At 48.4% G+C, this 13,512-nt stretch carries 7 protein-coding genes; 5 read left to right on the top strand and 2 right to left on the bottom strand.

Going from position 1 to position 13,512, the window contains the following annotated elements; genetic code table 11:
• Positions 1-566 precede the first annotated feature (566 nt).
• Both WJM45_RS06905 and WJM45_RS06900 read left to right on the top strand, forming a co-directional pair.
• Entirely contained in the window at positions 567-3,755 is a 3,189-nt protein-coding gene (locus WJM45_RS06905; protein ID WP_341328234.1) for a PAS domain S-box protein, read from the top strand.
• The gene (locus tag WJM45_RS06900) at positions 3,731-7,060 is read left to right on the top strand and encodes an EAL domain-containing protein (protein WP_341328233.1); all 3,330 of its coding nucleotides are present in this window, start codon (positions 3,731-3,733) and stop codon (positions 7,058-7,060) included. Before WJM45_RS06905 ends, WJM45_RS06900 begins: the two co-directional genes overlap by 25 nt.
• Before the next feature lie 154 nt (positions 7,061-7,214).
• Here the strand turns inward: WJM45_RS06900 and WJM45_RS06895 are convergent, their stop codons facing one another.
• The gene (locus WJM45_RS06895) at positions 7,215-7,445 is read right to left on the bottom strand and encodes a sulfurtransferase TusA family protein (RefSeq protein WP_341328232.1); all 231 of its coding nucleotides are present in this window, start codon (positions 7,443-7,445) and stop codon (positions 7,215-7,217) included.
• Positions 7,446-7,525: 80 nt separating this feature from the next.
• Between WJM45_RS06895 and cysG the strand changes: the two genes are divergently transcribed.
• The 3 genes from cysG (at position 7,526) to WJM45_RS06880 (ending at position 11,982) form a co-directional block, all read left to right on the top strand.
• A complete protein-coding gene (gene cysG / locus WJM45_RS06890) occupies positions 7,526-8,929 on the top strand; it encodes a siroheme synthase CysG (RefSeq protein WP_341328231.1) in 1,404 nt (467 codons plus the stop codon).
• A 10-nt stretch (positions 8,930-8,939) separates the two neighbouring features.
• The gene (locus WJM45_RS06885; RefSeq protein WP_341328230.1) at positions 8,940-9,887 is read left to right on the top strand and encodes a hypothetical protein; all 948 of its coding nucleotides are present in this window, start codon (positions 8,940-8,942) and stop codon (positions 9,885-9,887) included.
• Between the two features lie 1,759 nt (positions 9,888-11,646).
• Positions 11,647-11,982, top strand: coding sequence for a cytochrome c (locus WJM45_RS06880; protein WP_341328229.1), 336 nt, complete (start codon positions 11,647-11,649; stop codon positions 11,980-11,982).
• A gap of 694 nt (positions 11,983-12,676) precedes the next feature.
• On the opposite strand, the gene WJM45_RS06875 is transcribed toward WJM45_RS06880, so the two are convergent.
• Entirely contained in the window at positions 12,677-13,279 is a 603-nt protein-coding gene (locus WJM45_RS06875; protein ID WP_341328228.1) for a hypothetical protein, read from the bottom strand.
• Positions 13,280-13,512 lie beyond the last annotated feature (233 nt).

The raw sequence follows: 13,512 nt of genomic DNA, 5'->3' as shown, positions 1-13,512 counted from the left end.
ATTCACCCGGTAAATGTCTACGTAGTTGTCGCATGAGTTGAAAATCAAGGTACGGTAATATGATTTTAAAATCGCAAGAAATTCTGCGTGAAATGGAATTGTGTGACAAAATCCCCTATGAAAAGTAGACTTATTATTGTCAGAGCGTTTTTTATTATTAAGAAGTATCGTCGGCAAACCCATAACAGATGTTGCGCAGCATCCCAATAACCCGATTATGTCATTTGATCGACAAAATGGAAGCAGTCCCGGCAAGCGGCGCATCAGCGATGGTAGAAGACATGCTCTATTGAATTTGACGACACGCTCTAAGAAAAAATCCGAAAGAACGGTAACGTAGTCATGTTTTGGCCGCATGACCACTGTTGTAGGCGCTCGGCGTGCGGAATCGACTTGTTCAATGCCCTAGACTTCGCAAATCCATGAAACCCACAGCGGCATTGGCTTCTCCTATCCGAACGAAAAATCGCCAACAAAGTCGAACGACTTACAAAGATAGCTCGACAACTGCAAGCTATCCGAGCAGCATAAAATTTAGTTCATAAAAAATTGACACACAAGGGATTATGAAGCTTTTCAATACAAGATTTTGTTTGGATATATTGTCGATTTTTGGACTTTATTTCTTCTTCGTCAAACTGAGCGATTTGTTTGCCGACACCTTTGCAAATCAAGAAATGATTTGGTTCCCTTCGGGTTTTGCATTGGCCTATATGTTGATCAGAGGCGCCTCTTCGGCAGTCTTGATAGTTTGCAGCGCTTTCGTAACCCACATCGTTTCTGGCGCCGATATTATGCCTTCGATCTTCTGGGCTTTAGGAAACACACTAGAGCCATTATTAGGCTTGGCCTTTTTAAGGCGCATAAACTTCGATCCGCGATTAGTCGACATTAAGTCGTATTACGTCTTACTAATTTTTGGAGCGGGCGTCGCGTCGATATGCGCAGCTTCACTGACTATATTGATTTGGATAGTCCTTAACGGCCTGACACTTGAAGAGTATGGCACCTGGGCCTCATCGACTTGGTTGAGTCATACGCTTGGCATTATGCTGCTTACACCATTGATCCTGATATTTTATTATCAACGACATGGCTTTACGCTAAAGCAACGTAAATTGGAATTCGTATTGTTCTTGCTGTTAACGCTAATTCTTGAACGACTTAGCGCCTTTAGTCTCACACAACATTGGCAAACGGCTCAGTTCGAGAGCTTTTGGATGTTTTTGTTGATGATCTTTACCGCGTTGCGTTTGGGACGACACGGCGTCTCGATAGGTTTGTTGATCATCGTTCTATCGTGCGGTTTGCGAGTCGAAAGTCACCATCCTCTAGAGTTGTCCTATTTAGATTTTTGGCTTCATCACATGGCCTTGATCATTTGCAGCATGACGCTGGCAATCGCACTCTATGAGCAACGCTTCACCGAAAAGAAATTCGATTCCGAAGCGATCAAGTACAAGACCTTGGTGAATATGTTGCCGGACATGGTTTGGCTCAAAGATCCGCAATTGAATTATTTGGCGTGTAATCAAGCTTTCGAGAGATTCTTGCAGAGTTCTTGCGATAACATAACCGGCAAAGACGACCATGCCTTGTTCGAGAAGCCGTATGCCGATCGCTTCAGGGACAGCGATCAACGAACATTGGCGGAGCGCGAGCCGTTATTTCTGCAAGAGCGGTTGCAACACGGCGAACAGGGCGACGAACGTCATTTCGAGGTCGTTAAAACACCGATCTTCGGAGCCGACGGAAAATTGATCTCACTATTGGGAGTCGCGCGGGATGTTACGGATTTCGTCAATACCAGCAACAAATTAAAAGCCAGTGAGGCAAGAGCCCATGCAATTATCGAGGCGACACCGGTGCCAATGGCCCTTAGTGACGATCGCGGTCGGATTCTTTATGTCAATCCGACTTTTAGACGCACTTTCGGATACGATCTGAACGATGTTCAAACCCTTGATGACTGGTGGATCAAAGCCATTCCAAACGATGCAAAGCGGCAAGAAGCGATCGGCAAGTGGCGCAATTTACTTAACCAGACCGACTTTGAACACTCGGATATAATCGATCGGGAAATTTCCATACATGATAACTCAAGCGCGGCGCATCAAGTTTTGCTGACGGTCAGCCGAGTCAACCGGAACGATTGCTTGATGGTGCTGTTTGATATCACCGAACATAAACGTCTTCGCAAAAACAACAGCCGCTTTTATCGTAGTGTTGCCGCCAGCATCAATGAGATCTATATATTCGACGCCGAATCCTTGCGCTTCAGCTTCGTCAATGCAGGAGCGCTAACAAATTTAGGCTACAGCATGGCTGAATTGAAAAAAATGACGCCGCTGGATATCAAGCACGCCTTTTCGTTGGCAGATTTCAACCGATTGATCGAGCCTCTCAACCGTCACGAAAAGCAGGGACAACTGTTCGAGACGGTGCACCGGCGCAAGGACGGCAGCTTGTACGACGTCGAAGTGCACTTGCAACTGTTCGAACCGATGGATGAACCGCCGTATTTTTTGGCGATCGTCTTGGATATCTCCGAAATGAAACAGCTCGAAGCGAAGATGAGCACGCTGGTGGATGCCGTTAACGCCATTATTTGGTCGATCGATACCGATTTAAGGATCGACTATGTATCGCAACAAGCTTTGCAAATATTGGGATTCGATACGACGGCAATTCTTGGAAAGCCGATTATTTCGGTACTGAAATCGGATCGGTTTCATGAAGCGGAACGACCGGTTCTATTGAAGGCTTTCCAAGAACTACTCGAGAAGCATGTTCCAATCAAAAACCTAGAACACCGAATCAAAGACGCTAATGACCAATGGAAATGGATGGCAGTCAGCATGACGCCAATCCTGGATGCCAATCATGCGCTGCAAAAGATCGTTGGCGTCGTCCATGACCTGAGTTTGCAAAAACGGGCCGAGGAACAATTGCGCTCACTCAATTCCGAATTGGACCGGCGTGTCCGGAAAGAGGTTTTCGCTAATCGAAAAAAAGATCTGTTGCTGCAACAACAAAATAGGATGGCGGCGCTGGGCGAAATGATTGGCAATATAGCTCACCAATGGCGCCAACCGTTGAATGCCCTGGCCATCATCCTAATGGATCTTGAAGATGCTTTCGCGCATGGCGAAGCGACGACCGAAACTATCAGGCATTCTATTGACCGATCGAACGAGTTGTTATCTAAGATGTCTTCGACCATCGACGATTTCCGCAATTTTTTTAAAAACGACAAGACACTCGAGAAAACAGAAATTTCACAAGTCGTCACCGAAACCCTTGGTTTGCTCGAGGCGACATTGACCCTTAGCCATATTCAATTGCATGTGACAGAGAAAATCCCCGGTATCACCGGATATATTCATGCCGGTGAATTATCTCAAGCCATTTTGTGCCTGATCAACAATGCCAAGGATCAAATAGTCAAAAAGCAAATGGTTCAGGGGCTTATCCATGTTGAAATCGATACTGATGACGATTGGTGCATCATACGCGTCGAGGACAACGGCGGCGGTATCGCCGAGCACGATTGGCCGAAATTATTCGATCCTTACTTTACGACTAAACCCCAAGGAAGCGGCTTGGGGCTCTACATTACCAAGTTGACGGTCGAGCAGTCGATGCATGGTAGGGTTCTTGTTGAAAATACCGACCTAGGCGCTAGGTTTAGCCTGTTTTTACCCAAACATCCCAATATGGAGCTATTCAGATGGACAGAACCCAACAACCCTTGAGTAAACCGGCATTATCGTTGAACAACGTATCGATCTTATGTGTCGAGGATGAACACGAGCCTCGCAATGTATTGGCCAATTATTTGGGAAGGCGAGGCGCAACGGTTTTCGAAGCCGAAAACGGGCAAGAAGGTTTACGCTTATTTAAGTCCCATCGACCGGATATTGTGGTTTCCGATATCCGTATGCCGGTCATGGACGGCATCGCGATGTGCCAAACGATCAGAAAGCTCGATGCCGATGCGACGATGCTTTTTTTAACGGCTCACAGCGATACGGGGCTACTGCAGAGAGCGATCGATTTGGAAACGATTCAATACATCATCAAACCGGTTAATGCCGATTCGTTGAACTCCGCATTTCGAACAGCGCTGGATAAACTTCATAAAAAGCATAGCTTTAACGAAACGTTGAATCAATTGCATACGACAATCGAACTGCAGCAAGAAGAAACGGAACGACTGCAAGGTTATGTCTCTCAAATGATAGGCAATGATCGAAATATTGCCGTACACGCAATAACCCGGCCCAGGGATAAAATTAGCGGCGACTTTTACACAATCGAGCATACCGAGACCGAGCTGTATGTATTGCTTGCCGACGGTATGGGACATGGCTTGTCGGCGATTTTACCGGCGCTCAACATTCCCAGGCAATTTCGAGAATTGGCTGGCCGGGGATTCAGCTTGAGTCGAATCGCCGACGAATTGAATCAAGCCTTGTACGATCAGCATCTATCGGGACATTTTTTGGTCGCAACACTGATCAAACTCGATCCGCGCCGATGCCTGATCGAGGTAATCAATTGCGGCAATCCGTCGGTTTTACTGACTGACGGTAATGGACGGATCATTCATACTTTTCCATCTAATCATCTGGCGTGGGGAATCGTGGGAGGCGACGACTTTCTACCTGAAGTACAAGGGTTTCATTGCGATACCGCAGCGAAGCTGTATATATTCAGCGATGGTTTGACCGAATTATTGGAGCATCAAACTCAAAAGCAAGGTCTTGAGGCACTCATTGAACGGATAGCCGAGAGCGGTCATGGCAGCTTTTTGAATCGAATCGACCGATATTTGAAAAGCTTCCCGAAAACGCGACATTTTGATGACATCACGCTACTCGAGATTGCGTATGACTCGGAGTTAGTAGATCAACAAGACAACAAAGTTAATGACTCCATATTACACCTCCCTCGACAAAAAGACGATCAGACGGACGATTTATCACCGCTCAAATGGATATCGGTTCTCTATGTCGAAGACGATCCCGATTCACTAGCCTGCTTATCGAAATTTTTGCAGCGCCGTGTCGGCGTCTTATACACTGCTGAAAGTGCCGAAACGGGCCTGCGATTATACAAAAAATACCGTCCCAATTTGGTGATTTGCGATATTGTCTTGCCCGAGATGAATGGTTTGCAGTTGGTCGAACATATTCGCGTATGCGACCCCAACGTGCCTATCATCCTTATTAGCGGCATTGAACCGGGACCTGGTCGTGTCGCACAAGTGGAAGCGATGCTTGATCTGGAGATCAATAAATTTCTCGCCAAGCCGGTGACTGGGGATAAATTGGTCAGTACGATTCTTCAATGCATCAAACACCTGAAATACATCAACAGTTTGAAGTTATCGGCATCGGTTTTCATGGCTTCGCCGTTGGCGATATCAATCACCGATCACAACCGAAACATCATTGCGATCAACCCGGCTTTTACCGCGATTACCGGCTATACGTTCGCCGAAGTCGAAGGCTGTAATCCTAGAATTCTCAGTTCAGGCAAACATGACTCCGAGTTTTACAGGCAGATGTGGGAGTCATTGCATGCCACCGATCGATGGTCCGGTGAAATATGGAACCGGCGTAAAAATGGCGAATTGTTTCTCGAATGGATCACGATCAACGCGATACGGGACGAAGACGGTAATCTGACGCATTATGCCTCGGTATTTTCGGATATTACGCAACGAGCCGTCGCGGAAGATAAAATCCGCTATTTGGCTCATCACGACCCATTGACCGGTTTACCTAATCGCGTATTGATGCTGGATCGATTGAATACCGCGATATTACAGGCGCAAAGAGATCGCAGCCAATTGGCGGTCATTTGTCTGGATATCGATAATTTTAAAACAATCAACGATACCCTAGGGCATGGCATTGGCGATGAGTTGGTCAAAGATTTCGCGCAATCGGTGCTGTCGTCAATACGTGAATCCGACACGCTCAGCCGCTTGGGAGGTGATGAGTTCGCGATACTGTTGCCGCGAATCAACTCCAGGGAAGCCGCGGCAAGACTAGCCGATAAAATTTTCCACGCGGTCAAAAAAACCTATCGTTTAGCCGAACAGGAATTACGCATCAGTTTCAGCATGGGGATTAGCTTGTTTCCGGACGACGGCGACAATACCGAAGCCCTTCTGAAGCATGCCGATAGCGCGATGTATCTGGCCAAGAATAAAGGCCGCAACAATTACCAGTTTTTTAATCAAGCGCTCGAAAGCCAAACCGAAAGGTACATGCTGATACAACATGGCTTACATCGAGCATTGAAGTTGAAAGAGTTTCATATTCACTATCAGCCAAAATTCGCGCTTGATAGCGGCCTGATTGTCGGTGCCGAGGCATTGCTGAGATGGCGCAGTCCGACTCTCGAAGACATAACGCCCGCCGAATTTATTCCAATCGCCGAAGAGACCGGCTATATCGTCGATATCGGGTGCTGGGTGATCGAGCAGGTCTGTCAAACATTAGCCGCATGGAAGGCTACAGGTATCAATTTGGTGCCGATCGCGGTCAATATTTCGCCGATACAATTTCATCGCGGCAACATCAAGAAGGCATTATTGAAATCGACGATCAATCACCGTTTGGATCCGTCATTGCTGCAAATCGAATTGACCGAAGGCGTAGTCATGAGCGGGCAGCAAAAAACCGTGCGGCAATTGCAAGAACTCAAGGACTTGCGTTTCTCGATATCGATAGATGATTTCGGTACCGGTTATTCAAGTCTCAGCTATTTACGAGAACTGCCGATAGACGAGCTCAAGATCGATCGTTCGTTCATCATGGAAATATCCGACGAATCGAGCTTTAATAATCCGCATCTGACCGCTATCCCTTGCGCGGTCATCGATCTGGCAAAAAATCTAGGCTTGAATCTAGTAGCCGAGGGTGTCGAAACCGAAATACAAAGCCGTTTTCTCAAGCAAAAAGGTTGCAATGTCATTCAGGGGTATTTGTTTAGCGCACCAGTTGACAAGGACAAGATGTGGGAATTGTTGAAAGAGTACTCGTGAAATAGTGAATAGTGCGATATTTTAACCACTTGTCAAGCCCTAATTTCCCCTTTCCCCTTTCCCCTTTCCCCTTTCCCCTTTCCCCTTTCCCCTTTCCCCTTTCCCCTTTCCCCTTTCCCCTTTCCCCTTTCCCCTTTCCCCTTTCTCCTTTCACTTATTTCTTCTTGATATAAAAAATCTGCTTATTTTCTTCTTTTAAATAATCGAGAATCCGGTGTCCGGTTTGATCGGAATAAACCCCAATATCCAAATGCGCGGCAGGGTCGGTCGCGATGACCTTGACCACATGGCCGCTCGTCATTTGCTGCAGTGCCTTTTTTAAACGCAACAAGGGCAATGGACAATTTAAGCCGGAGGCATCGACTTCAATATCGTATTCAATCATGATTCGCTTTTATTTTTCAGTACAGTCTGAGGAGTCGCTATAATATCACTCTCGAACCCATACGCGAATCGCCAAACCCAATGGACTATTTTCCGATTTTTTTCAAATTGACCGGCCAACCCTGCCTGGTCGTCGGGGCCGGAGAAATTGCGGCCCGTAAAATCGATCTGCTCGCTAGAGCCGAAGCCGAAATTACCGTCATCGCCGAAGACATCGGCGAAACGGTCGCCGCAATGGTTGAACGCTGCCGATTGACGATCAAACAAAAATCTTTTCAACCCGAAGACCTTGAAAACTTCATTTTGGTTGTGTCGGCAACTAACCGGCTCGAAACCAACCAACAGGTTTCAAAATCCGCACACGAACGCAGCATACCGGTCAATGTCGTGGATAGTCCGCAGCTTTGCTCATTTATTTTTCCGGCCATTATCGACCGTTCGCCGTTAATCGCAGCCGTATCGTCAGGCGGCGCCGCGCCGGTTCTAGCCCGACTTCTGCGCGCGAAAATCGAAACCTTGATTCCGTCAGGATACGGCCGTTTGGCGCAACTCGCCGAGAAGTTCAGACCGTTGGTAAAACAACGAATCGACTCTCCTGCTCAGCGTAAAATTTTCTGGGAAAACACCTTTCAAGGAGCGGTGGCGGAACTCGTGTTCGCCGGTAAGGACGAAGAAGCCGAACGACAACTGCAAAAATCCTTGCACGAACATCAAAGCGCCAAGCCCCAAGGCGAAGTCTATTTAATAGGCGCCGGCCCCGGCGACCCTGACTTACTCACATTTAAAGCCTTGCGCTTAATGCAACAAGCGGATGTCGTCGTTTACGACCGCCTGGTCGCACCGGCCATATTGGATCTAGCGCGCCGCGACAGCACCAAAATTTATGTCGGCAAACAACGTAGCGAGCACAGCCTGCCGCAAGACCGGATCAATGAATTGCTGGCCGATTTAGCCAAACAAGGCAAACGCGTGGCACGGGTAAAGGGCGGCGACCCCTTCATTTTCGGGCGCGGCGGCGAGGAAATCGAAACCCTAATGGAACAAGGCATTCATTTCCAAGTCGTCCCCGGTATTACCGCCGCTTCGGGTTGCGCATCCTATTCCGGCATTCCTTTAACTCACCGGGATCATGCGCAATCCGTTACCTTTGTCACCGGCCACTTGAAAGACGACACCATTAACCTTAACTGGCAGCAACTCGCAAAACCGAATCAAACGCTCGTCATTTACATGGGCTTGGTCGGCCTACCGATTATTTGCCGCTCGCTGATCGAACACGGAGCCAGCGAAAACTTACCGTCCGCATTGATTCAGCAAGGCACAACCGATCGGCAACGCGTGTTTACCGGTACGTTGATTACCCTGCCCGAAATTGCCGCAAAACAAGATATCACGCCGCCAACATTAATCGTTATCGGTACTGTCGTCTCTTTGCACGAAAAACTTCAATGGTTTAGCGGCAATCAAGCCGCAACCGTCTTATGAGAACGCCGTCATGATGATCCGGGTTATTCTGGCACTCTGGTTTGTCGCATTATCGACCGGGTGCGACCGAACGCCGAAAGCCGACAAAACCGTCGTATTGGCTAATGACGGTATTTTTTCCGCCGCTCTGACCGATCATTATGCGTTAATAGGAAGAACCTCGGGACCGGCCGAACTATGGCAATTAAAACCCAAGGGGCTATTGCATAGCTGGAAGCACCTTGAAGATGAAAGCGGCATCGTCCATGCCGCGATTTCGGGAAACGAACGCTACGCCGTCACCGCGCAGCGCGACTCGATTGCCTGGTGGCGAATCGCCGACGGCGCGCTGCTGAATGTTTGGAGCCTACCCGGAATCGCTTCGGTCAGCTTATCCCATGACGGCCTCCATGCCTTGATCGGATTACCGGATAAAGCCGTCTATTTTGCATTGAATCAAGGCCGGACGTTTTACGCCTTCCCTCACGACAAAGCCGTTTTGACTACCGCACTAGACCGAATCGGACACTATGCATTAACCGGGTCGGAAGACAACACTGCAAAATTATGGGACTTGACCAGCGGTACACTCAAATACAGTTGGCCGCATCACAATAAATTGGCGACTGTAGCATTAAGCGATGACGGACAATATGCATTGACCAATGCGGCCTTGAGTCAAGTTCATATTTGGAAAACATCAACCGGCAAAGTTTATAAAGACCTAGGTCCCAAACTGCTAACTTTATCCGCCGCGCGCTTCTCCCGCGACAGTAAATACGTAGTTACCGGCCGCACCTCGCAACGCATCGATCTTTGGCGAGTCAGTACCGGCAAACTTGAAAAACATTGGCGCCCAAAAAAAGAAGACGCCTGGCGCCCTTCGGCCGCAACCATATTGTCTCTAAGCTTTACCGATAATGAATCGAAACTATGGAGCATCGCCGCCAACGGCTACCTTCAACGCTGGAAAAAATAAGGCAGTGTTCGCGTTAATATAGTCTTCGCAATCCAGATTTCATCATTTTGCCCGAGTTCCCACGATCCTCCGTGGGAACCCATACCTTGGCTGCCGAGGCAAGACAGGCATGCATTCCCACCCTGGAGCGGTGGGAACGAGGAGCAAAAACACCCCACACTTCCCTGGTTCCCACGGTCCTCCGTGGGAACCCATACCTTGGCTGCCGAGGCAAGACCGGCATGCATTCCCACGCAGGAGCGGAGGGAACGAGGAGCAAAAACACCCCACACTTCCCTGGTTCCCACGGTCCTCCATGGGAACCCATACCTTGGCTGCCGAGGCAAGACCGGCATGCATTCCCACGCAGGAGCGGTGGGAACGAGGAGCAAAAACACCCCTCACTTCCCTGGTTCCCACGGTCCTCCGTGGGAACCCATACCTTGGCTGCCGAGGCAAGACCGGCATGCATTCCCACGCAGGAGCGGTGGGAACGAGGAGCAAAAACACCCCACACTTCCCTGGTTCCCACGGTCCTCCGTGGGAACCCATACCTTGGCTGCCGAGGCAAGATCGGTATGCATTCCTACGCAGGAGCGGTGGGAACGAGGAGCAAAAACACCCCACACTTCCCTGGTTCCCACGGTCCTCCGTGGGAACCCATACCTTGGCTGCCGAGGCAAGACCGGTATGCATTCCCACCCTGGAGCGGTGGGAACGAGGAGCAAAAACACCCCACACTTCCCTGGTTCCCACGGTCCTCCGTGGGAACCCATACCTTGGCTGCCGAGGCAAGACCAGCATGCATTCCCACGCTGGAGCGGTGGGAACGAGTGACATACTCTCTCCCTGGCTCCCACGGTCCTCCGTGGGAACCCATACTTTGGCTGCCGAGGCAAGACCGGTATGCATTCCCACGCTGGAGCGGTGGGAACGAGGAGCAAAAACACCCCACACGTCCCTGGTTCCCACGGTCTTCCGTGGGAACCCATACCTTGGCTGCCGAGGCAAGACCGGCATGCATTCCCACGCAGGAGCGGTGGGAACGAGGAGTAAATCTCCCCCTGGTTCCCACTGTCCTCCGTGGGAACCCATACCATGGCTGCCGAGGCAAGACCGGTATGCATTCCCACCCTGGAGCGGTGGGAACGAGGAGTAAAACATCCCACCACCGGAAACACTTCTCCCTGTAAATAATGATTCCGGTTCAGTTTATATTCAGCCGCAATAACAATAATACACCTCAACAAAGCGATATTTTTCAATTGAAATGCCTAAGAACCAGCTCTGCTGACTTAAATCTTTAGCATGAATTGGACAATAACCGTTCTTTGTTTCAAAACCATACTATTATCCTCCAGCCGAAGGCAATGGCTAACCGGAACAAGGAAGTACCGGAACTTTTTGAATAACGCGTTTTGTTTAATAAACTCATAGAGAACCAGTCAACTTTTTACGAGGCTCAAACCTATGATTTACGATTACCCGTATTCAATCCATTTTCGGAGATCGAGCTTGATTTCGGTATCTAGCTTTGTGCATTCATACGTCGTTACAAAACAACAGCCTACAAATACATCATTCAGATACACCGAAAAATTATAGAAATGCGACCGCACGTATTCGAAACTCAAGCGAAGCATTTCAGGAAATAATCCTAATAAAACAAACAAATTGTATTTGAATTTTTACGTTAAATCCCCTATTCTTTGCGGCTTTAACTTTTAATCGAACCGTAACCGGGTTATGGTTCTTTTTTAATCACCAAGAGAGGTCAAAAATGAAAAAATCCTTAATCGCAGCAGCAGGTTTCGCAGCTCTGGCTTTGAGCAGTCAAGCATTCGCAGCCGGTGACGTAAAAGTCGGCAAAAAAATCTATGATCGCGCATTCGGTCGCGGCTGCGGTGCTTGCCACGATATTTCATCAAATCCGCAATTACGTGAGCTGATCAAAAGCGGAGCCTTGGACCGTGCAAAATTCGGCACTGTATTGAAAGAAGGCAAAGGCGGCATGCCGAAAGCAGTCGATCAAATCATGAAATTGGGCCCTGTCAAAAAATCAGGCATGAGCGAAGAAGAAGCAATCGATTCTGTATACGAATACCTGAGCAAATAAATAACAATAATCGTCGGTCAAACTTAAACGTTTGACCGATTGGCTTAAAAAAAGCCGCTAACGATTACCCGTTAGCGGCTTTTTTTTATACATTGGATTCGACACGTTGCCCTCGTTGCCACGCAGGACCGTGGGAACCGGGGAGAGTATGCCACTATTCCCACAGTTCCTGCATGGGAATGCATACCGATTTTGCCACGGCAGCCAAGGTATGGATTCCCACGGAGGACCGTGGGAACCAGAAAACCAGGGAAAGAGTATACCGCTCGTTCCCATCGCTCCAGCGTGGGAACGCATACCGATCTTGCCTCGGTAGCCAAGGTATGGATTCCCACGGAGGACCGTGGGAACCAGGGAAAGAGTATGCCGCTCGTTCCCATCGCTCCAGCGTGGGAATGCATACCGATCTTGCCTCGGCAGCCAAGGTATGGGTTCCCATGGAGGACCGTGGGAACCAGGGAAGTTCAAGACATGTCCTCGTTCCCATCGCTCCAGCGTGGGAACGCATACCGATCTTGCCTCGGTAGCCAAGGTATGGATTCCCACGGAGGACCGTGGGAACCAGAAATGGGATAAACACTAAGTTGGCGCTAGAGGGGGGAATTAGCTCTTGCTAGTTTTATCGATCACTGGGGACGCAGATCGTCCAGGGATGCATTCCCACGCAGAGCGTAGGAATGATGGAACATTAGGATTAATGCTTACCTAAAAAACCGCGACGGTTATTTTGGTGTACCAGCCTTCTGCGCGTTCTAAACCAAACGCCTGCAATTGCCGCGAGCATCAGCCCGCAGGAACCTAAAGTCAAATAGATCAGATTCTTTAAATGCGACATTTCAGCCAACAATTGTTCGTTATTGGCTTCAGAAGGGTTGGGTTTAGCCGCGTCGGAATAAGAGCGCAGCATCTTGACATCGTTCTTAAGATCCGCAATCGTCCCCAAAGAATAATTGACGCTACCTAATTTCACGCTTTGCTCGAGCGTTGTCAATTTACTTTCTATCGAACCGCTAATCAAACCGATCAACTGCGCCTTGAGAATATCGATTTCAGCGGACATGGCAGGATTCTTAGTTTTAAAAGCCTGCTCCATTTGAACGGCCTTTAAATGGTTGATAGTGTCCTGAGAAGGCATAAGAAAAAAACCCATCAGAAACACCATAGTTGTTAAAAAAAATACCGCATAGATCAAAACCCGGTTCACCTTCACCAGACTCTGATGCGACGGAATTCTTTCCACAACGATCAAACCACTGTCCCGTCCATTACCAGAGTTCGAATTTAGCTTTTCGCTCATTATTTCTTCCTCTCGATACGGAAATTCCTTAGCTGACAGCTTCCCCACCGAAATTTTTTATTATTGACAAAATTGACCCGCATAAATCGCTTTTATCCGATAACCGCGTAATAATGCCTAACACTCAGCGGTTTGAGATAAAAAATTAACCTGGCAATTATACAAGTTTAAATGAAATTGTCCTTCTTTTTATCGGGATCGTCAGACAGCCAAGCAGCAACACGACCCCTTAT

Source organism: Methylotuvimicrobium sp. KM2, assembly GCF_038051925.1.
Lineage (GTDB): Bacteria > Pseudomonadota > Gammaproteobacteria > Methylococcales > Methylomonadaceae > Methylotuvimicrobium.
Note: the sequence above shows the minus strand (reverse complement) of the source record. Positions and strands in the feature narration are given on the sequence as shown.